The sequence below is a fragment of the Chryseobacterium sp. SIMBA_038 genome, assembly GCF_046535115.1.
In the GTDB taxonomy this organism is placed as follows: domain Bacteria; phylum Bacteroidota; class Bacteroidia; order Flavobacteriales; family Weeksellaceae; genus Chryseobacterium.
Genome location: NZ_JAWRXH010000011.1, coordinates 57,758 through 81,231 on the forward strand (window position 1 = coordinate 57,758; position 23,474 = coordinate 81,231).

The 23,474-nt window shown below is 34.6% G+C and carries 23 protein-coding genes; 18 read left to right on the top strand and 5 right to left on the bottom strand.

Going from position 1 to position 23,474, the window contains the following annotated elements:
- Window positions 1-198: 198 nt before the first annotated feature.
- Window positions 199-2,061: a M1 family metallopeptidase gene (locus SB689_RS21565; RefSeq protein WP_410694144.1), complete on the top strand. Its 1,863-nt coding sequence runs from the start codon at window positions 199-201 to the stop codon at window positions 2,059-2,061.
- Between the two features lie 82 nt (window positions 2,062-2,143).
- Here SB689_RS21565 and SB689_RS21570 read toward each other — a convergent pair whose 3' ends face one another.
- From SB689_RS21570 to clpB, 5 genes are all read right to left on the bottom strand, one after another.
- Window positions 2,144-2,788 (bottom strand): response regulator, encoded by a 645-nt coding sequence (locus tag SB689_RS21570; protein WP_410694145.1) that lies wholly within the window; start codon window positions 2,786-2,788, stop codon window positions 2,144-2,146.
- A complete protein-coding gene (locus tag SB689_RS21575; RefSeq protein WP_228394358.1) occupies window positions 2,785-3,519 on the bottom strand; it encodes a sensor histidine kinase in 735 nt (244 codons plus the stop codon). The genes SB689_RS21570 and SB689_RS21575 overlap by 4 nt, the downstream gene beginning before the upstream one ends.
- 29 nt (window positions 3,520-3,548) lie before the next feature.
- Window positions 3,549-4,196: a hypothetical protein gene (locus SB689_RS21580; RefSeq protein ID WP_410694146.1), complete on the bottom strand. Its 648-nt coding sequence runs from the start codon at window positions 4,194-4,196 to the stop codon at window positions 3,549-3,551.
- Window positions 4,197-4,231: 35 nt separating this feature from the next.
- Window positions 4,232-4,792, bottom strand: a complete 561-nt coding sequence (locus SB689_RS21585; protein ID WP_410694147.1) for a hypothetical protein — start codon at window positions 4,790-4,792, stop codon at window positions 4,232-4,234.
- Between the two features lie 222 nt (window positions 4,793-5,014).
- The gene (clpB, locus tag SB689_RS21590) at window positions 5,015-7,609 is read right to left on the bottom strand and encodes an ATP-dependent chaperone ClpB (RefSeq protein WP_410694148.1); all 2,595 of its coding nucleotides are present in this window, start codon (window positions 7,607-7,609) and stop codon (window positions 5,015-5,017) included.
- A 347-nt stretch (window positions 7,610-7,956) separates the two neighbouring features.
- Here clpB and SB689_RS21595 point away from each other — a divergent pair, with 347 nt between their 5' ends.
- The 17 genes from SB689_RS21595 (at window position 7,957) to paaZ (ending at window position 23,409) form a co-directional block, all read left to right on the top strand.
- Entirely contained in the window at window positions 7,957-8,535 is a 579-nt protein-coding gene (locus tag SB689_RS21595; protein ID WP_410694149.1) for a TetR/AcrR family transcriptional regulator, read from the top strand.
- Window positions 8,522-9,238, top strand: coding sequence for a hypothetical protein (locus tag SB689_RS21600; RefSeq protein ID WP_410694150.1), 717 nt, complete (start codon window positions 8,522-8,524; stop codon window positions 9,236-9,238). Before SB689_RS21595 ends, SB689_RS21600 begins: the two co-directional genes overlap by 14 nt.
- Before the next feature lie 87 nt (window positions 9,239-9,325).
- The gene (locus SB689_RS21605) at window positions 9,326-10,645 is read left to right on the top strand and encodes a phenylacetate--CoA ligase family protein (RefSeq protein ID WP_410694151.1); all 1,320 of its coding nucleotides are present in this window, start codon (window positions 9,326-9,328) and stop codon (window positions 10,643-10,645) included.
- The gene (locus tag SB689_RS21610; protein WP_410694152.1) at window positions 10,642-11,727 is read left to right on the top strand and encodes a 2Fe-2S iron-sulfur cluster-binding protein; all 1,086 of its coding nucleotides are present in this window, start codon (window positions 10,642-10,644) and stop codon (window positions 11,725-11,727) included. Before SB689_RS21605 ends, SB689_RS21610 begins: the two co-directional genes overlap by 4 nt.
- 39 nt (window positions 11,728-11,766) lie before the next feature.
- Entirely contained in the window at window positions 11,767-12,705 is a 939-nt protein-coding gene (gene paaA, locus SB689_RS21615; protein WP_242803079.1) for a 1,2-phenylacetyl-CoA epoxidase subunit PaaA, read from the top strand.
- Window positions 12,706-12,880: 175 nt separating this feature from the next.
- Window positions 12,881-13,162 carry a 1,2-phenylacetyl-CoA epoxidase subunit PaaB gene (gene paaB / locus SB689_RS21620; protein ID WP_034679196.1) on the top strand — a complete coding sequence of 94 codons (282 nt, stop codon included), beginning with the start codon at window positions 12,881-12,883 and terminating at the stop codon, window positions 13,160-13,162.
- A gap of 71 nt (window positions 13,163-13,233) precedes the next feature.
- Window positions 13,234-13,983: a 1,2-phenylacetyl-CoA epoxidase subunit PaaC gene (gene paaC, locus SB689_RS21625; protein ID WP_410694153.1), complete on the top strand. Its 750-nt coding sequence runs from the start codon at window positions 13,234-13,236 to the stop codon at window positions 13,981-13,983.
- A gap of 116 nt (window positions 13,984-14,099) precedes the next feature.
- On the top strand, window positions 14,100-14,564 hold the full coding sequence (gene paaD / locus SB689_RS21630) for a 1,2-phenylacetyl-CoA epoxidase subunit PaaD (protein ID WP_054511920.1): 465 nt from the start codon (window positions 14,100-14,102) through the stop codon (window positions 14,562-14,564).
- Window positions 14,565-14,646: 82 nt separating this feature from the next.
- Complete coding sequence (locus SB689_RS21635; RefSeq protein ID WP_410694154.1) at window positions 14,647-15,447, top strand: enoyl-CoA hydratase/isomerase family protein; 801 nt, start codon at window positions 14,647-14,649, stop codon at window positions 15,445-15,447.
- 86 nt (window positions 15,448-15,533) lie between these two features.
- Window positions 15,534-16,667 carry a 3-hydroxyacyl-CoA dehydrogenase NAD-binding domain-containing protein gene (locus tag SB689_RS21640; RefSeq protein ID WP_410694155.1) on the top strand — a complete coding sequence of 378 codons (1,134 nt, stop codon included), beginning with the start codon at window positions 15,534-15,536 and terminating at the stop codon, window positions 16,665-16,667.
- A gap of 2 nt (window positions 16,668-16,669) precedes the next feature.
- On the top strand, window positions 16,670-16,987 hold the full coding sequence (locus SB689_RS21645) for a hypothetical protein (RefSeq protein ID WP_410694156.1): 318 nt from the start codon (window positions 16,670-16,672) through the stop codon (window positions 16,985-16,987).
- 2 nt (window positions 16,988-16,989) lie between these two features.
- Entirely contained in the window at window positions 16,990-17,403 is a 414-nt protein-coding gene (locus SB689_RS21650) for a PaaI family thioesterase (protein ID WP_410694157.1), read from the top strand.
- Window positions 17,404-17,470: 67 nt separating this feature from the next.
- A complete protein-coding gene (locus SB689_RS21655; protein ID WP_410694158.1) occupies window positions 17,471-17,725 on the top strand; it encodes a hypothetical protein in 255 nt (84 codons plus the stop codon).
- A 62-nt stretch (window positions 17,726-17,787) separates the two neighbouring features.
- Window positions 17,788-18,993: a 3-oxoadipyl-CoA thiolase gene (gene pcaF, locus SB689_RS21660; RefSeq protein ID WP_410694159.1), complete on the top strand. Its 1,206-nt coding sequence runs from the start codon at window positions 17,788-17,790 to the stop codon at window positions 18,991-18,993.
- Between the two features lie 187 nt (window positions 18,994-19,180).
- Window positions 19,181-19,774, top strand: coding sequence for a transferase hexapeptide repeat family protein (locus tag SB689_RS21665; RefSeq protein ID WP_410694160.1), 594 nt, complete (start codon window positions 19,181-19,183; stop codon window positions 19,772-19,774).
- Window positions 19,775-19,795: 21 nt separating this feature from the next.
- Window positions 19,796-20,623 (top strand): alpha/beta hydrolase, encoded by an 828-nt coding sequence (locus SB689_RS21670; protein WP_410694161.1) that lies wholly within the window; start codon window positions 19,796-19,798, stop codon window positions 20,621-20,623.
- A 296-nt stretch (window positions 20,624-20,919) separates the two neighbouring features.
- Window positions 20,920-23,409, top strand: coding sequence for a phenylacetic acid degradation bifunctional protein PaaZ (gene paaZ / locus SB689_RS21675; RefSeq protein ID WP_410694162.1), 2,490 nt, complete (start codon window positions 20,920-20,922; stop codon window positions 23,407-23,409).
- The last annotated feature ends 65 nt before the right edge of the window (window positions 23,410-23,474 follow it).

Here is a 23,474-nt window from a genome sequence, read left to right on the forward strand (position 1 = left end):
TGCAATTAGATATTTGTATTCTAAATGACCGTTTTAGGATTTTAATTTTCTTGCTATTTTGTATTTTAATGTAAAATTTTAATTGAAAAGACAATTAAATCAAAAAAGAGGAAAAAGTTTTTAATGCAAAGCGCAACTAGATATTGCCATTTTTGTTACTTTTATGTTAAATTGAATACTTATTGTAAAATAATTGAAATGAGAGGGATAATTTTAGCGTTTGCTTTTGCAATTTCTTGTCAGATTTCTGCGCAGGAATTATATATGCCGAGAAATATTAAGAAAGCTTATGAAAACGGAACAAGAGATATTTCTGGCGCTCCGGGAAAAAACTATTGGCAGAATAAAGGGATTTATAACGTTGATGTAAAGGTTGATGCCAACACGAAAGTCGTGTCTGGGAAAGAAACAATTGTTTATACTAACAACAGCCCGAATGATCTGAATGAATTAGCCATAAGATTCGTTAATAACTTACATAAACCACAGTCACCAAGGTCAGGATCTGTTTCCAAAGACTTTTTGTCTTCAGGTCTACATATCAAATCTTTCATCGTAAATGGTGAAAAATACGAAGTAAATAGTGACGATTGGGGAACGGTTGAAAAAGTAAAATTAAATTCAGTTTTAAAATCTAAAGCCAAAGCTGAGGTTAAAATTGAGTGGGAATATCCGTTATCTGTGCAAAGTGGAAGAGAAGGGCAAATTGATTCCGAAACGTTCTATATAGCCTATTCTTTCCCAAGAATTTCTGTGTACGACGATTACAACGGTTGGGATATGCTTCCGCACTCCGACAGACAGGAGTTTTACAACGATTTTAATGATTATAGTTTCGCGATTACGGCTCCGAAAAACTATGTGGTTTGGTCAACGGGAGATTTCTTAAATCCTGATGCCGTACTTCAACCGGAATATTTAAAAAGATATAAATCTTCGTTAAAAAGTGACAAAGTGATACACGTTGCCACCGAACAGGAAATGAAATCGGGGAAAGTAACTAAACCTAATAAGTGGAATGTCTGGAAATTTAAGGCCAATAATATCACCGATTTCTGTTTTGCCTTGAGCAATCATTACGTTTGGGATGCAGCAAGTGTTCAGTTGAAAACAAAAAGAGCCAGTGTTCAAGCGGGATACAAAGCAGGAGCAAAAGATTTTGAACATTATGTAGACTGGATGCGTTATAATCTGGATTGGTTCTCAAAAAACTGGCCGGGTGTAGAATATCCCTACAATGTGATGACGGCAATTCAGGGATATGCAGATATGGAATATCCAATGATGATCAATGATTCAACGGTTCCGGATAATTTTCAGGATGCGAGATTAACGGCGGATCACGAAATTGCACACACGTATTTCCCTTTCTACATGGGCATCAACGAAACGCGTTATGCTTTTATGGATGAAGGTTGGGCAACGACTTTGGAATATTTAATTGGAATTGATGAAAACGGAGAAGCTGCAGCCAAAGAATTCTATCAAAATTTTAGAGTTAAAAAATGGATCAATGATCCTTCTGCAGAACAAGATCAGCCGATTATTTCGATGAGTACGCAGGTAAGTGGAGCAGGTTATGGAAACAATTCTTACGTGAAAGCGTCTCTGTCTTATTTAGCATTAAAAGATTATTTGGGTGATGAAGTTTTCAAAAAAGCATTACATCATTATATGGATAACTGGAATGGAAAACACCCAATTCCGTGGGATTATTTCTATTCTATGAACTCAGGTTCAGGGAAAAATTTAAATTGGTTTTTCAATAACTGGTTTTATACCAATAATTATATTGATTTAAAAATCGCAAACGTTTCTCAGTTGAACGACCTTTTAACCGTTAATATTGATAATGTAGGTGGTTTTGCCATTCCTTTTGAAGCGATATTGACCTACGAAGACGGAACTGTGGAAAAGCTTCATTTCTCGCCATCACTTTGGGAGAAAGATCAAAAACAGGCTGTTTTAACGATTCCGATTAAAAAGAAAGTAAAATCTGTGAATTTAGACGGTGGTCTTTTTATGGATTACACGCCGGCAGATAATTCTAAGAATTTATAGAAAAAATTAAATAAAGAAAAAAATCCTTTTCAGACCGAAAAGGATTTTTTTATGTTTAAATGTGTATTTGGAAATATGTAAATTATGATTCCGCAAAGCCATTTTTAATAGCAAAAACTGCCAAACCGACACGCGTTTTTAAATCTAATTTATCACAAAGCTGATCTCTGTAACTTTCAACTGTTCTTGGACTACAGCACATTTTATCGGCAATTTCTTTATAACTGAGTTCGGTTACGGTGTATCGTAAAAACTCTTTTTCGCGGTCAGAAATTCTTACTCCGTTTTCAGTGCCTTTATCATTATTCATATTAGAAAAAATGATCTTTGAAGCCCATTCCGGATAGAAAAAACCGTCTGAATTTAATTTAATAAGAGCATTCTCAAGTTCTTTTGGGTGGGTGTTTTTCAGTAAATAACCTTTTGCTCCGTTTTTGATCATTTTAATGACACTTTTATCGTCACCCTGCATGCTCAGCGCCATTACTTTGATGTTTGGCTGATTTTCTTTGAGCCACAATACAGTTTCAAAACCATCCATAATCGGCATGCTGATGTCTAAAAGAATGATGTCTGGAATTTTGCTGTTATTCTCAAATTTTTGGATGAGGTCTTTCCCATTTTCAGCAACATAAATTACTTCAAAATCTTTAAAATTATCAATAATTCCTTCTAAAGCTTTTGCGATAAGTACATGATCATCAACAATAACTATAGTTTTTTTCATGGCTGTTTTTTTAAAATAATATTGAGTGTAGTTCCGAGGTTTTTCTGGCTTTCAAGGCTGAAATCTGCCCCGATGATCTCGGCTCTGTTTTTCATGTTGGTTAAACCGATTCCGTTTGAGGTGATCTTCGAACGATCAAATCCCAAGCCGTCATCCTTGATATTCAATTCCCAAAAAGATTCGTCAGAAGTGTTCAGATTAATGAAAATATTTTTACATTTTGCGTGTTTTATACTATTCTGAATGAATTCCTGAGTAATTCTTAAAAGCATATTTTTCTGAACAAAGTCTAAATCAAGGTTTTCGAAATTATGCTGAAAATTAACTTTACACTTTTTAAAGCTGTTGGTATTGTCAACTTCTTCCTGTATTAAAGTTACGATTTCCTTTTGACTTATATTGTCATCCGTCAATGTTTTTGAAAGGCTCCTCAAATCCTGTAAAGACTGATTGATGATCTGTGAAACCTGTTCTATCCTTTCACTCACCTCAGGAACTTTATTTTCATATAAAAGTTGCTGGGTGTAAAGACTTACAAGGGTTAATTTCTGTCCGATATTATCATGAAGCTCACGCCCGATCTGCTGCATGGTCGCCTGCTGAATTTCCAGCTGTGTTGCCAGAAGTTCTTTCTGATGGATCTCGTTTTTTATTTCAATTTCAGTTAAATATTCCTTTTTACGCTGCTTATATTTTCGGATATAAACCATGATCGCGGCGACAAACAACACAAAAAATATGTTGAATAGGATTAACGTTATTAAGAGCTCTGTTTTCCCCATATGAATGAAATTGAGAATAATAAGTACATCACGATCCCGGAAATAAGGAAGTAAGCAAAATAGATATTGTAGATTTCTCTATATGTTCTGATAAGAGGAAAAAATGTCCAGAAAGGTAAAGTCCCAATATAAAATAATGTTACTCCTAAATTGATATAAAACATTGGATTCTTACTGAAATTAAGAATATTTGATGAATTAATTTGCTTATAATATTCCATTACAACGAGTATCATCAAAATTAGGCATCCAAATGTGTAATTGATCGAAAACATTACCTTATCGGTATCCAAAATGAATTCACTTGGTATAAATGAAAGTAAATAAATTCCGGATAATACTAGAAATGTTTTCTTTTTTTCAAACGATTTAGCTGCATAAAGCCAAAAGAAAAAGATAAATTGAACTGGAATTACAAAATAGTTGTAGAATGCCTGCTTATTATAATCAACAACAAGTGATCCCCATTTTCCAATTGCTTCACACAGAAAAATAAATATTAAATAAAATACAAAGTACTTCCAAGACTGATTTTTTATACGGTTATAATATAAAATTGAGATAAGTGCAGCGATACCCTCACTCCAGAACAAAGATTCATATATCACTTTTTGGAAGTCCGTCATTGTGTTAGTTTAATATTGGATTAAATATAAAAAATTTAGAATGATTCTGTTACAGTATTATCTGGCGGAATAAGATTTCCGTGATTCTGACATAAAATAGCTGATAAAGCCTTATTCATTGCCATTACTTCTCCCTGTTCGCCATCATTATCACTGTTCTGATTATAAGTGGAAGCGTCCAAAGGATTGAAGTCATAACTTAAAGTTTCTCCTTCTGTATTCTCCATTTTCAATGTAGGAATCATTACTAAAGTATGTTTTCCTGCATAGTTCGTTCCGATTGGAGTGCCTTCCATTGTGTTCCAGTTTTCAACCTGTGGATATGCTGCATAATAAAATCTAACGCCTAAATCATTTTCTGTAATTGCTGGATTTACTTTTTTCGCTTCATTCTCAATATCTGAAATAAATTTTTTCAAGGTTGATAAATCGAAACGGATAGAATGAGCATCTTCAATCCCAAATTTGGTATTGATTGCAGCTAATTGATTATCACGGTAGTTATCAACTAATTTTTGAACAAATGATGAAGACATCGTGTTTGGAGCCTCTGTTAACTCAATGGTGTCTCCGTTAAAGATAGGTTTTGTTTTCATAATGTTAGCTTTTATAGTAGAATGTTAGTTAGTATTGCAAATTTCGTAAATTTTTTATGTTAAATGATACGTTTTTTACCTATTAATTCTCCGTGATTTTACGGATTGTTATGTATGGTTAAAATTATTAAGGATTTGGAAGTATTTGTATAAAAAAAATAAGTGCCGTAGATTGGGTCTACAGCACTTATTACAAAAATAATATATATGAAAAAAAACTACTTATTTTTCTGCAGGTCTGAAAACCAAACCTGTTTCTTCGAAATAATCTAACGTGATTCTATCGCCTTCATTCACCGTTCCTGCAAGAATCTCTCTTGATAATTTATTTAAAACTTCCTGTTGAATTACTCTTTTCAACGGTCTTGCTCCGAAAGCCGGATCATAACCTTTGTTCATTAAATAATCTACAGCATCCTGAGTAGAAGTCATAATAATATTTCGTTTTGCCAAAAGATCATTATATCCTCTCAATTGATACTGAACGATTTTTCCAATTTCTTTTTTTCTTAAAGGTTGGAATAATACGGTCTCATCAATTCTGTTCAAGAATTCTGGACGTAAAGTTTGTTTCAACAGATCAAAAACCTCAATTTTAGTTCTGTCAACAATTTGATCTTGATTTTCTTCAGTAATATTTTCAAAATTTTCCTGAATGATGTGCGAACCTAAATTCGAAGTCATAATGATAATTGAATTCTTGAAGTTTACAACTCTACCTTTATTATCCGTCAAACGACCATCATCCAAAACTTGCAATAACGTGTTGAAAACATCAGGATGCGCTTTTTCAATTTCATCTAAAAGCACGACTGAATACGGTCTTCTTCTTACAGCTTCTGTCAACTGACCGCCTTCATCGTATCCAACATATCCCGGAGGCGCACCGACAAGCCTAGACACGCTGTGTCTTTCCTGATATTCACTCATATCAATTCTGGTCATATTGTTTTCGTCGTCAAATAAAAACTCAGCCAACGCTTTTGCAAGCTCAGTCTTACCAACACCCGTCGTACCTAAGAAAAGGAATGACCCGATTGGTTTTTTCTCGTCGCTTAACCCAGCTCTGTTTCTTCTGATCGCATCTGCAACCGCACCAATTGCTTCCTCCTGACCTACAACTCTGTGATGAAGTTCGGTTTCAAGATGTAATAATTTTTCTCTTTCTGATTGAAGTAATTTGGTAACAGGAATTCCTGTCCATTTTCCGATAACTTCAGAGATATTGTCTGCGGTTACTTCTTCTTTAATTAATTCATTCTGATGGTTTTGCATCTCCAATTCGAGTTTCTGCAAAGCATCTTCCTTCTCTTTTATTTTTCCGTACTGAATTTCAGCAACTTTTGCGTAATCTCCTGCTCTTGAAGCTCTTTCTGCTTCTAATTTCAGGGATTCTATATCTTTTTTAATCTGGGTTAAATCCTCAGATTTTTGTTTTTCTTTAAGCCATTTAGCATTAATTTCATTTCTTTCCTCAGAAATTTTCGAAATATCTTCTTTTAAATGGTCAATTTTTGTTTGATTGCCTTCTCTTGAAATGGCAGCCAATTCAATTTCCATCTGCATCAATTTTCTGTCTAAAACATCCAGTTCTTCAGGTTTTGAATTGATTTCCATTCTCAACTTAGCCGAAGCCTCATCAATAAGGTCAATCGCTTTATCCGGTAAAAATCGGTCTGAAATATATCGTTGAGACATTTCCACCGCTGCAATAATCGCCTCGTCTTTGATTCTTACTTTGTGGTGAGCTTCATATTTATCTTTAATTCCACGAAGAATAGAGATTGCAGATTCAGTATCCGGTTCTTCCACCATCACTTTCTGGAAACGTCTTTCAAGCGCTTTATCTTTTTCGAAATATTTCTGATATTCATTTAAAGTCGTTGCACCAATCGCTCTTAATTCTCCTCTTGCCAAAGCGGGTTTAAGGATATTTGCAGCATCCATCGCACCTTCACCACCTCCGGCTCCCACCAAAGTATGAATCTCGTCGATGAAAAGAATAATCTGTCCGTCTGATTTTGTAACCTCATTGATAACCGATTTTAACCTTTCTTCAAATTCTCCTTTATATTTTGCACCGGCGATCAAAGCCCCCATATCCAATGAATACAACGTTTTATCCATTAAATTTTCAGGAATATCTCCGCTGATAATTCTGTGGGCAATTCCTTCTGCGATTGCGGTTTTACCAACACCCGGTTCACCAATTAAGATCGGATTGTTCTTCGTTCTTCTTGAAAGAATCTGTAAAACTCTCCTGATTTCTTCATCACGACCAATAACTGGATCTAATTTTCCCTCAGCAGCAAGTTCGTTGAAGTTTTTAGCGTATTTTTTTAAGGATTGATACGTTTCTTCTGAGCTTGCAGATGTCGCGGTACTCCCTTTTCTTAATTCTTTAATTCCGCCTTCCAAAAGACTTTTTGTAACACCCATATCTTTCAATGTTTTCGAAACTTCAGAATTGGTTTCTAAAAGTGAAAGCCATAAATGTTCGATCGTTACAAATTCATCACCCATTTTTTTGGCGATGTTGGGAGCATCCAACAAAACTTTATTTGCTGATTGTGAAAGATAAATATTTCCTCCCTGTACTTTCGGAAGTTTTTCTAAATTTTCACGGTTTCGCTCTCTTACCAAATTGGCATCTGCTTCAGATTTTTTTAATAAGAAAGGCGATATATTTTCATCTATTTGAAAGATTCCTTCCAATAGATGTTGAGGTTCTATGCTTTGATTGCCAAATTCCATAGCAACTTGCTGTGCTGCCTGGATGGCTTCCTGTGATTTTACTGTATATTGATTTAAGTTCATATTTTTATATTTTTTGTAATGGTTACGTCTGGTCTAATTTTCTTAAAAAACATCAAGAAACCAAATTTCAAGGCTCAGTTTCTTAATGCTATCAATTATTTATCATTTAATTCGATTAGCTTATCGCAAAAAGTGTTCTATTATTAAATTTTCAAATATTTAAGACAAAATTTCCGAAATATGTATTTTTGAGTAAAAACAAAACGACAAAATTTCCGATTCGTAATAATTTAGATTAAAATGATGGAAAAATCGTCAGTGTTAAAATGTAATCTAAAACTTTTCTGGGTTTTATTGCTCAAAAAACTACAGATTAAAATCAAAATAATTACTTTTGCGTTTACCAGATGGAGTTAAAAGAAAAACAAAGGAAAATACTAGACGTTGCTGTAGAACTTTTCAAAGAGAAAGGGTATATGGGCAGCTCTGTGAGAGACTTGGCGACAAAGCTTAATATTAAAGCTGCTTCTTTATATGCACACATCCGTTCAAAAGAAGAAATTCTGGAATGGATTTGTTTTGGCATCGCTCAGGAATTCTTTGACGAACTTCAATTGGTGAAAAACACAGACATCAATCCAAAAGATAAATTGAATTTATTCATTGATAAACATTTATCAATAGTTCTTAGAAACCGCGATGTCACACATATTTATTCTAATGAATGGAAGCATTTGGAGGAAAGACTTCCCGAATTTGTAGAATTAAGAAAAAAATATCAACAGGAAGTTGAAGAATTGATTTCTGAAATTTATCAAGCCGAAAACTGGGAACTCAAATCATCTACTTTTACGACAAGATTTATTCTTCATACATTAAACAATTCTTATTTCTGGTTCAAAAGAAATATAGAATCGACTACTGAAATTACTGATGAAATAAGGGATAAAATTCTTTTTGGGCTTTTAGGAAATGAAAAGCGATAAGGAATTGTCAATTTGGTTTCGCTTTTTTAGTTTTATTTACAAACCAAAAATAGATAAGCTTTCTAAATCATTTATAAGAAATAGTTTAGAACTTTTATCATTATTTATCTTTGGTTTTGTTTTAAGAATTACGATTTCTCTTATTACTCCATATTTTGTAAATATTCCAATGGAAGGTGTATCTGGAGATGATGAAACTAGTTTATATTTTATTTTAGTTGCCTGTCTACTGAGTCCATTGATAGAAGAAATTGCATTTAGGCTACCTCTACTTTTCTCTAATATAAACTTCTCTTTTTCTGCAACAATTATTTCTTTTTTTATTGTAAACAGATTTTTCCATTTAGATGATCATTTTGATGTACAGCATTATTTTATTTTAAGGGTAATAATATCATGTTTATTCGGTTTTTTAGTGTGGTTGATCGTTAGGAAGTATCATATTATTTTTGAAAATTTTTACAACAAAAGATTAGAAGTTATAGTGTATAGTTATAGCCTATTATTTGCTTTTATGCATATTGCTAATTATGATATGGAAAGCGCAAATTACTTACTGTTTTCAATATTTATAATGTTACCTCACTTTATTTCAGCATTTATTTTAAGTTTTGTCAGATTAAACTACGGATTCTCGTATGCTTTATTTTTACATATTTTAAATAATATGATCCCTTTAATAATTATTTGTTTCATTATTTAGAATCATTCAAAATATGACGAAAGTCATAAAAATTTTGTCACCTCCCAAATTCTTTTTAAATTTACACCTAACAAATGTTAGTTAGTCATGAAGTTTGATGTTGAATATTTAAATCTTAACCAATTGAAACAGCTCCAGTCGGAAAGATTGGTGAATTTGGTGGGTTATCTTGAGGAGAAGTCGGATTTTTATAAAGGAAAATTTGATGAATTAGGAATATCTCCACAGGAAATAAGGACAATTGAAGATATTACGAAACTTCCGATTACTTACAAACAGGACTTAAGAGACAATTATCCGTTCGGATTATTTACTGTTCCAAAGAATGAATTGCAAAGAATTCACTGTTCAAGCGGAACAACAGGAAAACCAACGGTGGTAGGATATACAAAAGAAGATGTTGATTTATTCAGTGAAGTGGTAGCAAGATCATTGAATGCAGCGGGAGCAGAACCGGGAATGCAGTTACACAACGCCTATGGATATGGAATTTTCACGGGCGGACTTGGACTTCATTACGGAGCAGAAAAATTAGGGATGAGTGTCCTTCCAATTTCAGGAGGAATGACAACGAGACAGGTTGATTTAATTATAGATTTTAAACCTGAAGTGATCTGTTGCTCACCGTCTTATGCTTTAACAATTGCTGATGAATTTGCTAAAAGAGGAATTTCGGCAGACGAAATCAGTTTAAAATATGCCGTTTTAGGTTCAGAGCCGTGGACGGAGATTATCAGACATCATATTGAAGAAAAATTGGGAGTTCACGCTACCAATATTTATGGCTTAAGTGAAATTATCGGACCCGGAGTTTCGATGGAAGATTTTGAGGAAAAAGGTGGTTCTTACATTTGGGAAGACCATTTTTATCCTGAAATTTTAGATCCGATTACAAAACAGCCGGTTCCTTTTGGCGAAGAAGGTGTTTTGGTGATTACGACTTTAACGAAAAAAGCAATGCCGCTTTTACGTTATTGGACGAATGATATCACAGGTCTTTATTATGAAGAAAACTCGAAAAGAAGCATGGTTAAAATGAAACCAATTCTTGGAAGAGTCGACGATATGCTGATTGTAAGAGGGGTAAATGTATATCCAAGTCAGATTGAAGAAGCATTTTCTCATGTGGAAGGAGTGGTTCCGAATTATTATTTAACACCAATTGAGAAAGAACAAATGTGTGTTGCATTGGATATTGATCTGGAAATTGATGATGAATTTGTGAGAGCCAAACAAATTGAAATAAATACCGATGATTATGCTATTTTTGTCGGAAACTTTGGAAAAAGTATAGAAAACGAAATAAAAAAACGAGTAGGAATTACCACAAAAGTGAAAATTCATGCTCAGGACAGTTTGCCTAAGTGCGAAGGTGGAAAAATTAATAGAATACTTAAAACAAAATGAATTCATTTTATAAATTAAAAACTGTAAGGGTTCAGAAAGATACCAACGATGCTGTAAATGTAGCCGTTGAAATTCCTGAGGAACTGAAAGATAAATTCAGATTCAAGCAGGGGCAGTATCTTAACTTCCGAATGATGATCGACGGAAACGAAGAGAGACGTTCTTATTCTATCTGCAATGCTCCAAGTGAAAAAAGCAACACGCTGGAAGTATTGGTTAAGCTTTTAGAAAATGGAAAAGTTTCGGGTTATTTCAACGAACATCTTCACATGGATGAAGTTCTTGAAGTGATGCCTCCGATGGGCGGTTTTCATACGTCTTATCACCCGACAAACGTGAAAACTTACGTTGGTTTGGCGGCAGGAAGCGGAATTTCTCCGGTGTTGTCGAATATTAAAGAAAGTCTTTATCAGGAACCGAATTCTAATGCTTATCTGTTCTACAGCAACAGAAGCATGAATCACGTGATGAAAAAGGCTGAAATCGACAAATTGGTTGAAACTTTTAATGGAAGACTGAAAGTTGTTTATTTAGTAAGCCGTGAGCAACATGAAGACCCGATTTTTGAAGGAAGAATTTCTCCTGAAAAATTAGACTTATTATTTGAAAGATATGCAGATATCGATGTTAAAGAATCTACATTTTTCATTTGCGGACCTGCAGAAATGATTAAAGGGATCGCAGATTATTTAAAGAAAGAGAAAAAAGTACCTGCAATTCAGGTTTTATTTGAATATTTCACCGCTCCTGACGACGAAAATTCTGAGGAAATGAGCGATGAATTCAAAGCAATTGCCAACATAGAAAGTATGGTAACGGTCATTATCGATGATGATGAATATTCGTTCCACCTTAATTCTAAAAAAGAGAGTATCTTAGATAAAGCATTGAAAGACAATCTTCCAGTACCTTTTGCTTGCAAAGGAGGAGTTTGTTGTACGTGTAAAGCGCAGGTTTTGGAAGGGGAAGTTTTCATGGAGAAAAATTTCGCGCTTACCGAAGACGAGGTAGCAAGAGGATTTGTTCTTACTTGCCAATGTCACCCGACAACCAATGTGGTGATGCTTAATTATGATGTTTAATTTTTAATGAATTTTTTTCATTATTAAAACTAAAAAAAGATGGACTTAGAAAAATTTGTTCAATACGTTCACGACGAAAATAAAGTAGAACCAAAAGATGTAATGCCCGATGATTACAGAAAATTATTGGTTCGTCAGATTTCACAGCACGCGCATTCTGAGATTGTCGGAATGCTGCCGGAAGCGAACTGGATTTCAAGAGCACCTTCATTGAGAAGAAAAATGGCTCTTTTAGCTAAAGTTCAGGATGAAGCCGGTCACGGTTTATATCTTTATTCTGCTACTGAAACTCTAGGAAACGGAACCATCAGAGCTGATAGAGATGCGACTTACGATGATATGTTGGAAGGCAAAGCGAAATACTCAAGTATTTTCAATTATCCAACATTAAGCTGGGCAGATATCGGTGCTATCGGTTGGTTGGTTGATGGTGCTGCAATCATGAATCAGGTAATGTTGATGGGAAATTCTTACGGTCCTTATTCAAGAGCGATGGTGAAAATCTGTAAAGAAGAATCTTTCCACCAAAGACAGGGTTATGAGATTTTGATGGCACTTTGCCGTGGCACAAAACAGCAGAAAGAAATGGCTCAGGCTTCGTTAAACCGTTTCTGGTGGCCAGCTTTAATGATGTTTGGACCTAATGATGACAGTTCGCCAAACTCTAAAATCTCTATGAATTACAGAGTAAAAAGAGAAAGTAACGACAGTCTTCGTCAGAGATTTATCGACGTTACCGTTTCTCAGGCTGAATTTTTAGGATTAACCATGCCTGATAAAGACCTGAAATGGAATGAGGAAAGACAACATTATGATTTCGGAGAACTTCCTTGGGATGAATTCATGGAGATCTTAAAAGGAAATGGACCTTGTAATAAGAAAAGATTACAGACAAAAGTGAAAGCGCAACAAGAAAACCTTTGGGTAAAAGAGGCAGCGATTGCTTTTGCAGAGAAACAACAAAAAGAAGTAATATAATATTTAATTTAAACCATTAAGATTTGTTTAGGAGTTTAGTTTAATTAAGATAAATCATTGTGATTGTAAATCTAAATGCGAAGCTAAACTTAATATTCTTAACAACTTAATTGTCCTTAATGGTTCAAAAATTAAAGTTTAAAATAATTCAAAACTTAGAATTTAAAATTTGACTATGGCAAATTTAGATATGTGGGAAGTGTTTATTCAGACTAAACCGGGATTATCTCACAAACACGTTGGAATAGTACAGGCGCCAACAGCAGAAATGGCTTTACAGAACGCAAGAGACGTTTATACAAGAAGAAAAGAAGGGACTTCTGTTTGGGTTGTACCAAGTAAATATATTGTGACTTCAGAAGGAATTGATAAAGAAGCTTTCTTTGATCCGGCTGATGATAAATTGTACCGTCACCCGACGTTCTACGATATTCCTAACGATGTAAAAAACATGTAATAAAGAAGTTAGAAGTTAGATTCTAGAATTTAGTCTAATTTCTAACCTCTAATTTCTAAATTCTATAAAAAATGAATCCATTATATAATTATTTATTAAAGTTTGCTGATGACAGTTTCATCATGGGACAAAGATTGTCTGCATGGTGTGGCGAAGGTCCTTATTTAGAGGAAGATATTGCCTTAACAAACATCGCATTGGACGAACTTGGGCAGGCAAATAACTTTTATGTTTACGCTTCAAGAGTTGCTGATAACGGAAAAAGTGAAGATGATTTAGCATTTTTGAGATACGAGCACGAATACGTAAATGCACATTGGGTTGAACTTCCGAATGAAGATTACGCGCAGACGATTCTTAAAGTGTATGTATTTGCTGTATATCAGAAATTGATGTACGAGGCATTATCAAATTCTGCGGATGAAGAACTTTCTGCTCTTGCTCAAAAATCATTGAAAGAAGTAAGATACCACTATACTCACGCTGCATCTTGGATGAAAATTTTTGCTCAGGGAACAGAAGAAAGTAAAGCTCGTTTGGTAAAATCTCTTGAAAATATTTGGGAATACACAAAAGGTTTATTCGCAAAAGTGGAAGGAGAAGATGATTTAATTGCTTTAAATATCGCTCCAAATGTTGATGCTCTTTATGAAGATTTCCTAGCTATTACACAAAAAGATTTTGCAGATTTTGGTTTAGAATATCCTGCAAATCCTTTTATGCAGCCAAAATCAAGAACGGGATATCACACAGAATATTTCGGATTTATGCTTTGTGAGTTGCAGTATATGCAGAGAGCGTATCCGGGTTGTACTTGGTAATTTTTTTTTTTGGACTTTGCTAAGTGAAACGCCTTTGCGAACTTAAAAACGTTTAGTAGTTTAAAAAAATCTTTGCGCACTTTGCGTTAAAATAAAACTTTCAGATAAAAAGAAGATTGAAAAATCCTTTAGAAATATTAGAATTAGTCCCCGATCCGGAAATTCCAGTAATCAATATCGTGGAATTAGGTATTGTAAGAGAAGCGAAAATTACGAGCGAGAATTCTTGTGAAGTAACGATTACGCCGACTTATTCTGCCTGTCCTGCTATGTTTACCATTGAGGAAGACATCATGAAAATCATGAAAGAAAACGGTTGGGATGCAAAAGTAGTCACCAAAATGTTTCCGATTTGGACAACAGATTGGTTGACAGATGAAGCAAGAGAAAAACTTCGTGTGTACGGAATTTCACCTCCCGAAAAAGGAGCAGACGAACATCACATCGGGAAACCGAAAAAATGCCCGCGTTGTGGTTCCATGCATTCAAAACAGATCAGCAGATTCGGATCTACATTATGCAAGGCTTCTTATCAGTGTTTAGACTGTTTAGAGCCTTTTGATTATTTTAAATGTCATTAAAATGGTGCATTGCTAGGTTATTTAATATTGTTAAATTAGAGCAGTGTAATTTTTTAATTCTTTAATCATTAAATTTAAAACCATGTATACACAACTTGATATTGAAACGCATTTTGAAGGAAAGCTAAAAATCGCTTACCTCAATCAACCCGATACAATGAACGCGCTTACAAAGCCTTCTTTATCAGATTTAAAAGATTTTATTAAAGAATGTAGCGATGACGAAACAGTAAGATGCGTGGCAATTTCAGGAAGAGGAAGAGCTTTTTGCTCAGGTCAAAACCTGGATGATGCTTTCGTACAAGGCAACGAACATCATGATAACGATATCATCAGAAAGATTGTAGTAGATTATTACAATCCTTTGGTGACAGAAATTACACGTTGCAAAAAACCGGTTGTTGCATTGGTAAATGGTCCTGCAGTAGGAGCTGGTGCGATGTTGGCATTAATCTGTGACTTCGTTTTAGCGGTTGATAAATCATATTTTGCTCAGGCATTTTCAAATATCGGCTTGATTCCTGATACGGGAGGAACGTATTTCTTACCAAAATTATTAGGAAGACAATTGGCAAATTATTTAGCATTCACAGGGAAAAGATTATCTGCTGATGAAGCAAAATCTTACGGTTTGGTTGCTGAAATTTTCAATGAAGAAGAATTCGCTCCAAAATCAATGGAAATCCTTGAAAAAATGTCAAATATGCCGACTGCAGCGATTAAATTGACTAAAAAAGCTTTCGCTCAGTCTTATACAAATACTCTGAGAGAACAACTTGAATTAGAAGGAGATCTACAGCAGGAAGCTGCTGAAACAGAAGATTTCAAAGAAGGAGTAAGCGCCTTTTTACAAAAAAGAAAGCCTAATTATAAAGGAAAATAATATTATAGAAATTAGAAATTAGAGGTTAGAAATTAGCAGGTAAAAAATCTAACTTCTAACTTCTAGATTCTAACATCTATAAATTAATGAAAAATATCGGAATTATTGGTGCAGGAACTATGGGCGTAGGAATCGCTCAGGTGGCTGCAACAGCGGGTTGCAAAGTTGTTTTATTCGATGCAAATACTCCGCAAATTGATAAAGCACTTTCAGGCTTAGAGAAAACATTAAATAAGTTAGTTGAAAAAGCTAAAATTTCTCAGGAAAAAGCCACAGAAATCAGAAATAATATCGTTAAAGGTGAAACTTTACAGGATTTAAAAGATTCTGATTTAGTGATCGAAGCCATTATCGAAAACAAAGAAATCAAAACCAAAGTTTTCACAGAATTAGAGACTTACGTTTCAGAAAACTGTATTATTGGTTCTAATACATCATCTATTTCCATCACCTCCCTTGGTGCGGAATTACAAAAACCGGAGCGTTTCATCGGAATTCATTTTTTCAATCCGGCTCCTTTAATGCCTTTAGTTGAGGTCATTCCATCTTTATTAACAGAAAAAACTTTAGCGGAAAAAATCTACAATCTGATGAAAGATTGGGGCAAAACTCCAGTTATTGCTAAAGATATTCCCGGATTTATCGTCAACAGAATTGCTCGTCCTTACTACGGTGAAGGATTGAGAATTGTTGAAGAAAACATCGCAACTATAGAACAGGTTGACGACGCAATGAAAACAATCGGAAACTTCAAAATGGGACCTTTTGAATTAATGGATTTAATTGGTGTTGATGTAAATTTCTCAGTAACCACAACGGTTTACAAGGAATATTTCTACGACCCGAAATATAAACCATCTCTTCTTCAACAAAGAATGTCTGAAGCCAAGCTTCACGGCAGAAAAACAGGAAAAGGTTTCTACGATTATAATGAAGGCGCAGAAAAACTTGTTGCAGAAAAAAACGATGCTCTTTATCAACAAATATTTTTGAGAATTATTTCAATGTTGATCAATGAAGCGGTTGAAGCAAAAAGATTAGGTATTGCCAACGATGAAGATCTTGAATTGGCAATGCAGAAAGGCGTAAATTATCCAAAAGGATTATTGGCTTGGGGAAAAGAAATCGGATATGCAAAAATCTCCGAAACCCTGCAAAATCTTTACGAAGAATATCAGGAAGAGAGATATAGACAAAGCTCTTTGTTGAAAAAATTGTAAAAATGGATATAGATGGATTCAGAGCCGAATTAGAAACAAGGCTTATCATTGAAAAAGAATATATCATTCAGGAACTTTCTTCGATTGATGATGATCAGGAAAGACTTGAGTTATTAGGAAAATTTAATGAAAAATATAAAGAGCTGATCAAAAGATTGGCTAATGAAAATGGTATTGACTTAAATGCTCTTTATCAAAATGAATCTAATCTATCAAATTCAGAAAATCTTTCATACGAGCAGATAATTCTTGGTAAAACGATGAGTATTTATGAGAAGTTGGTTGAAGAATTATATGAAGAAATAACAAACTTAAATTAGAAATGAATCCAAGACAAGTTGCAGAATATATGTTCGATCAGGATTATTTTTCCCAGTGGATGGATATCAAAATGATCGAAATCAAAGAAAACTATTGTTTACTGGAAATGCCCATTAAAAAAGATATGATTAATGGGTTGAAAACCGTTCACGGAGGCGTTACGTTTGCTTTTGCGGATTCTGCATTGGCATTTTCGTCCAACAACACCGGAGACGCTGCCGTTGCATTGAATTGTATCATCAATTTTACGAAAGCCGGAAAAGAAGGCGATGTTTTCAGAGCAGAAAGCATTTTGGTAAACGACACCAGAAAAACTGCTGTTTTCGATATTAAAATTACCAATCAAAACGATGAATTGATTGCAAAATTCGTCGGAACAGTTTATAAAATCGGAAAAAAAGTAGTAGAGCTTTAAAGATAAATTGGATAAGAATAAAATTTTAAAAAAGTTTTCAAGTACTTTTTCCATTGAAGGAGAAAAGATGAAAAGTTATTTCGAAGATAATAATCTTAAAAATTTCGATGAAATTTTAAAAGAGTTTGAAGATATGCGAACTGATACTTTCAATATCATTTGGAATAAATCTGAGCATTCACAATTTACATCCAAAGAAATTGAAAACCTATCCGAAAAATATTTAAAAGAAAATCATTTTTGGATTGATGAAGAGGGAATTAAGACAGTTAATAATTATTTATTGTGGATGTCTTGGCATGAAGGAATTTTGAAAAATTAGTAAGCGGTATAAAAAATAAACAGTCAATTTAGCATTGCTAAATTATTATATTAAAAAACATTATGAACAACGTATATATCATAGATTACATCAGAACTCCTATTTCAAAATTACAGGGAGGTTTATCAGAAGTTAGAGCCGATGATTTGGCAGCAGTTGTGCTTAAAGAAATTGTTGCAAGAAATCCTGAAGTTCCAGTTGAAGAAATAGAGGATGTTATTTTCGGATGCGCAAACCAGGCAGGTGAAGACAACAGAAACGTCGCAAGAATGGGACTTTTATTGGCTGGACTTCCTTATAAAATAGGTGGTGAAACGGTAAACAGACTGTGTGCTTCCGGAATGTCGGCGGTAGCAAATGCTTTCCGTTCAATTGCTTCAGGAGAAGGTGAAATCTACATTGCAGGTGGAGTCGAGCACATGACGCGTTCACCTTATGTAATGTCAAAACCAAGCGCAGCTTTTGGGAGAGATAGCCAGATGTTTGATACGACTTTCGGATGGAGGTTTGTAAATCCAAAAATGAAAGAATTATACGGCGTTGACGGAATGGGAGATACTGCTGAAAACTTAGCAGATATGCATAACATCAGCCGTGAAGATCAGGATAAATTTGCTCTTTGGTCTCAGCAAAAAGCAACCAAAGCTCAGCAAAGTGGAAGATTGGCAGAAGAGATTATAAAAGTTGAAATTCCACAGAAAAAAGGTGATCCAAAAATTTTCGATAAAGACGAATTTATTAAACCGACTTCTTCAATGGAAGGATTAGGAAAACTTCGTCCGGCTTTCAGAAAAGAAGGAACGGTAACAGCAGGAAATGCTTCAGGAATGAATGACGGAGCAGCTGCTTTAATTTTAGCAAGCGAAGAAGCTGTAAAAAAATATGGTTTAAAACCAAAAGCTAAGATTTTAGGATCTTCTGTTGCAGGTGTTGAGCCAAGAATTATGGGAATCGGACCTGTTGAAGCGACTCAAAAATTATTGAAAAGATTAAACCTTTCTTTAGACGATATAGATGTTATTGAATTGAACGAAGCGTTTGCCGCTCAATCTTTAGCGGTGACTAGAAGTTTAGGATTGAAAGATGACGATTCAAGAGTAAATCCAAATGGAGGAGCAATCGCAATTGGTCATCCACTTGGAGTTTCAGGAGCAAGAATAATAGGTTCTGCAGCGATTGAACTTCAAAAACAAAATAAAAAATATGCATTATGTACGCTTTGTATCGGTGTCGGACAAGGCTATGCAATGGTAATCGAACGTGTCTAAAACGACATCTAAACTTTTAGCGTTAAGCAAATTTCAAAATTACCGTTAAGAAAAGTTTTATGTTTGAGCGAAGCGAGTTTTAAACTTTTTAGGAAATTTTTCAATTTGTAGCATAAAAGTTTACAGTCTTGAATTTTTGTTTCTTTTGTTTCAAGACAAAAGAAATTAATAATAAAAACTAAATAAAATGAATATTTACTCATATCACGGAATTCGTCCCATTATCAAACCATCCGCATACGTTCATCCACAAGCGGTAATTATTGGAAATGTAGAAATTGGCGAAGAAGTTTATATCGGTCCCAATGCGGTGATCCGTGGCGACTGGGGTAAAATTATCATCAAAGACGGAGCCAATGTTCAGGAAAACTGTACGCTTCATGTTTTTCCGGGGATTGAAACCATTTTAGAAGAAGGTGCGCACATCGGTCACGGTGCAATTATTCATTCAGGACACATCGGTAAAAATTGTTTGGTTGGAATGAATGCAGTGGTGATGGACAAAGCCGTTATCGGTGATGAATGTATTATTGGAGCTTTGGCTTTCGTTCCCGCGAACTTCAAATGTGATGCAAGAAAATTAATCGTTGGAAGTCCTGCAAAAATCATTCGTGATGTTTCTGATGAAATGATTAAATGGAAAACAGAAGGAACAAAGCTTTATCAGGAGTTGGCAAGAGAAGGCAAAGATGCAATTCTTCCTTGCGAACCGTTTACAGAATATGTTGAGCAGATCCCTACGAAAGTTGTTGATTACAGCATTTGGGATGATGTAAAATAACCTCACCTTACAAAATTTAATATGTTAAAAAAACTTCTAATTTTCTGCAGTATTATATTTACATTTCAATCTATGGTTTTAGCCCAAAAAGGAAATGTGAAACCATTGAATATTGGAGAAATCAGAACAATAAAGTCTAAAATTTTAAATGAAGGCAGAATTTTAAACATCTATCTTCCGCTAGGATTTGATAAAACGAAATCTTATCCGATCATCTATCTTCTGGATGGGAGTATGAATGAAGACTTTATCCATGTTACAGGATTAGTTCAGTTTTTTAATCAAATGTATGCAATGCCGGAAACAATCGTGGTTGGAATCGCTAATATTGATCGAAAAAGAGATTTCACGTTTCATACCGATTTAAAAGATTTACAGAAAGATTACCCTACGACGGGACATTCTGATAAATTTATTAATTTCCTGGAAAAAGAATTAAAACCTTATATAGAAAGTCAGTTTAAAACAACTGATAAATACTTATTTGGTCAATCTCTTGGTGGACTTTTAGCAACAGAAATATTGTTGAAAAAACCTGAAATGTTTAATAACTATTTCATTATCAGTCCAAGTTTGTGGTGGGATGATGAAAGTCTTTTGAAACAGTCCAATCAATTATTATCCAAAATTCCGGATACTAAAAAATTCGTTTATGTTTCTGTGGGAAAAGGCGAACATCCTGTGATGGTAAAAGATGCAGAAGATTTCTATGATGTTCTAAAGAAATCAAACAAGAAAAACTGGACGGTAGAATATAAAATGATGGAAGGAGATAATCATGCAACTATTCTTCACAGAAGTTTGTATGAAGGATTGGTGAAATTGTTTCCTTATAAGGAACCGAAATAAATTAATGTTAAAATGATAAATGTTTTAAAGAAATATTGGTTTTTAATATTGATCATTTTAATCATAATTAATGTTTTTGGATTTCATTTGTTAGGAGAATCAATCGGAATCTCAGATACTTTAGAACATGTTGAATCAGATAAAGTAATTGAAAGTCTTAAACGTAAAGATTTCTTCTACACAGTATTTATTGAGTTCGTTTTAATAATAGATTTTTGGGTGATAATTTTTGTGCCTTATCTTATTATTAGAAACATAGTCAAAAAATTAAATTTAAGTAAAAAGTAAAAAACTATATGGAAAAGTTAAAAAACTATATCCACGGAGAATGGATCGAAGGTTCCGGAAACGGAATTCCTTTATACAATGCCGTGACGGGAGAGCAGGTTGCTGTTTCGGATACGGAAGGGCTTAATTTTGAACAGGCTCTAGATTACGGAAGAACAGTTGGTTACAAAAATCTTTCATCCATGACGTTCTACGATCGTGGAGAAATGTTGAAAAAAGTGGCGCTTTACCTTTTAGAGAGAAAGAAAAAATATTACGAATTATCATATAAAACAGGGGCAACTCACGCAGATTCTTGGGTAGATATTGAAGGAGGTTTTGGTACGTTCTTTACGTATTCAGGATTGGCAAAAAGAATGCTTCCGAACACTCCGTTTTGGGTAGATGGGGAAACTCAGAAAATTTCTGCAAACGGAACTTTCTTGGGAACTCATATTCTAACGCCTAGTGAAGGAGTTTCTGTGCAAATCAATGCGTATAACTTTCCTGTTTGGGGAATGTTGGAGAAATTATCAACTTCATTATTGGCGGGTGTTCCTTCTATTGTGAAGCCATCTCCTTTTGGTTCTTATTTGACCAACGCAGTTTTTCAGGATATGATTGAAAGTGGAGTTCTTCCTGAAGGAGCGCTTCAACTGGTTTGCGGGGAGCCGGGAAATATTCTGGATTATGTTCAGGATGGAGATTCTGTATTGTTCACAGGTTCTGCAACAACAGGTAGAAAATTAAAAGCTTTGCCGTCTGTTTCAGGAAATTCTGTTCGTTTCAATATGGAAGCAGATTCTTTGAACTGTTCAATTCTTGGATTGGATGCAAAACCGGGAACTCCTGAGTTTGATTTGTTCATCAAAGAAGTTCGTACAGAAATGACAACAAAAGCAGGTCAGAAATGTACAGCGATCAGAAGAATTATTGTTCCTGAAAACTTAATCGGGGATGTTCAAAATGCTTTGTCTAAAGCTTTAGATCAAACTAAAATCGGAAACCCGTTAAGCAGAGATACAAGAATGGGTTCTTTGGTTGGAAAACAACAGTATGATGAGGTTCTTAGAAAAATAAATATTTTGAAAACTGAAAACGAACTTATATACGACGGAAAACACGAGCTTGTAGATGCAGACTATGAAAATGGTGCATTTATGAGTCCAAAGTTATTCTTAAATGATTCTCCGTTTACTAAAAATATCTCTCACGATGTTGAAGCTTTCGGACCGGTTTCTACGTTGATGCCTTACAAAGATGCAGAAGAAGCGGCAGCCTTGGCAAAAAGAGGAAAAGGAAGTTTGGTAGGCTCTATTGTTTCTCACGATGAGAAATTCGTAGCAGAAACTTCTTGGAAAATGGCTTCTCAGCACGGTAGAATTTTCGTGTTAAACAGAGATAATGCGAAAGAAAGCACAGGTCATGGTTCTCCACTTCCGACTTTAATGCACGGAGGTCCTGGTAGAGCAGGAGGAGGTGAAGAAATGGGAGGATTGAATGGTCTTCATTTCTTCCTTCAAAAAACAGCAATTCAAGGTTCTCCGGATATTTTGACGGCTATTACGAAAGTATATCAGCAAGGTGCAGAGAAAAAATATGCAGATAAACATCCTTTCCAGAAATATTTTGAAGATGTTGAGGTGGGAGATTCGTTGGAAACAGCAGGAAGAACAGTTACTGATGCAGATATTGTTAATTTCTCTAATGTTTCTTGGGATCATTTCTATGCACACACAGATGCAACAAGCTTGACAGGAACTATTTTCGATAAAACTGTGGCTCACGGATATTTCATCCTTTCTGCGGCAGCTGGTTTGTTCGTTTCAGGGAAAAAAGGACCTGTTATCGCGAACTATGGATTAGAAAACTGTTCGTTCTTCAAGCCTGTTTATGCGGGAGATACGATTACGGTTTATTTAACAGCGAAAGAAAAAATCAACAGAGGAGTAAAAGGAAGAAATATTCCTTCCGGTGTGGTGAAATGGCTGGTTGAAGTTGTGAATCAGAGAGAAGAAGTAGTTTGTGTAGCGACGATTTTAACATTGGTAGCAAAGCATTCTCCTTTTATCGAGCTTAAAAATGTTCAAAAAATAGTCAATGGATTAACTGAAAATACACAATCAAATTGGGGTAAAATGTCTCCTCAACAAATGATCGAGCATTTGGAACACGGTGTTTTGGTAAGCCTTGGCGAGCCGGAAGCTGATAAATGCTTCACTCCTGAAGAACACTTGGAAAAATGGCAGGATTCTCTTTACAATCACAGAAAGATGCCAAAAGATTTCCCTGCGCCATTCTTAGCTGAGGATGAAAAGTTATTGGAATTAAGACATAAAAATCTGGACGCTGCAAAACAGTCTTTCTTAGAAAGTTTGAAGAAATTCTCAATATATTACAAAGAAAATCCACAGGCTGAACACATGAATTTTGTTTTCGGAAAATTAAATAAAGAAATGTGGGAACTGATGCACAAAAAGCATTTCACTCATCATTTTGAGCAGTTTGGATTGATTTAATTCAAAATAAATAAAATTTTATAATCCCTTTTGGTTTTTACTGAAAGGGATTTTTTTAATACTTT

Bases quoted from the DNA above. Each gene is read 5' to 3' on its own strand.
- SB689_RS21610 (WP_410694152.1), top strand. From the start codon at position 10,642: ATGAATTCATTTTATAAATTAAAAACTGTAAGGGTTCAGAAAGATACC.
- SB689_RS21570 (WP_410694145.1), bottom strand. From the start codon at position 2,788: ATGAAAAAAACTATAGTTATTGTTGATGATCATGTACTTATCGCAAAA.
- paaC (WP_410694153.1), top strand. From the start codon at position 13,234: ATGAATCCATTATATAATTATTTATTAAAGTTTGCTGATGACAGTTTC.
- SB689_RS21595 (WP_410694149.1), top strand. From the start codon at position 7,957: ATGGAGTTAAAAGAAAAACAAAGGAAAATACTAGACGTTGCTGTAGAA.
- SB689_RS21600 (WP_410694150.1), top strand. From the start codon at position 8,522: ATGAAAAGCGATAAGGAATTGTCAATTTGGTTTCGCTTTTTTAGTTTT.
- paaZ (WP_410694162.1), top strand. From the start codon at position 20,920: ATGGAAAAGTTAAAAAACTATATCCACGGAGAATGGATCGAAGGTTCC.
- SB689_RS21580 (WP_410694146.1), bottom strand. From the start codon at position 4,196: ATGACGGACTTCCAAAAAGTGATATATGAATCTTTGTTCTGGAGTGAG.
- SB689_RS21635 (WP_410694154.1), top strand. From the start codon at position 14,647: ATGTATACACAACTTGATATTGAAACGCATTTTGAAGGAAAGCTAAAA.
- SB689_RS21605 (WP_410694151.1), top strand. From the start codon at position 9,326: ATGAAGTTTGATGTTGAATATTTAAATCTTAACCAATTGAAACAGCTC.
- SB689_RS21670 (WP_410694161.1), top strand. From the start codon at position 19,796: ATGTTAAAAAAACTTCTAATTTTCTGCAGTATTATATTTACATTTCAA.
- SB689_RS21640 (WP_410694155.1), top strand. From the start codon at position 15,534: ATGAAAAATATCGGAATTATTGGTGCAGGAACTATGGGCGTAGGAATC.
- clpB (WP_410694148.1), bottom strand. From the start codon at position 7,609: ATGAACTTAAATCAATATACAGTAAAATCACAGGAAGCCATCCAGGCA.
- SB689_RS21650 (WP_410694157.1), top strand. From the start codon at position 16,990: ATGAATCCAAGACAAGTTGCAGAATATATGTTCGATCAGGATTATTTT.
- SB689_RS21645 (WP_410694156.1), top strand. From the start codon at position 16,670: ATGGATATAGATGGATTCAGAGCCGAATTAGAAACAAGGCTTATCATT.
- SB689_RS21585 (WP_410694147.1), bottom strand. From the start codon at position 4,792: ATGAAAACAAAACCTATCTTTAACGGAGACACCATTGAGTTAACAGAG.
- SB689_RS21665 (WP_410694160.1), top strand. From the start codon at position 19,181: ATGAATATTTACTCATATCACGGAATTCGTCCCATTATCAAACCATCC.
- pcaF (WP_410694159.1), top strand. From the start codon at position 17,788: ATGAACAACGTATATATCATAGATTACATCAGAACTCCTATTTCAAAA.
- paaB (WP_034679196.1), top strand. From the start codon at position 12,881: ATGGCAAATTTAGATATGTGGGAAGTGTTTATTCAGACTAAACCGGGA.
- SB689_RS21565 (WP_410694144.1), top strand. From the start codon at position 199: ATGAGAGGGATAATTTTAGCGTTTGCTTTTGCAATTTCTTGTCAGATT.
- paaA (WP_242803079.1), top strand. From the start codon at position 11,767: ATGGACTTAGAAAAATTTGTTCAATACGTTCACGACGAAAATAAAGTA.
- SB689_RS21655 (WP_410694158.1), top strand. From the start codon at position 17,471: ATGAAAAGTTATTTCGAAGATAATAATCTTAAAAATTTCGATGAAATT.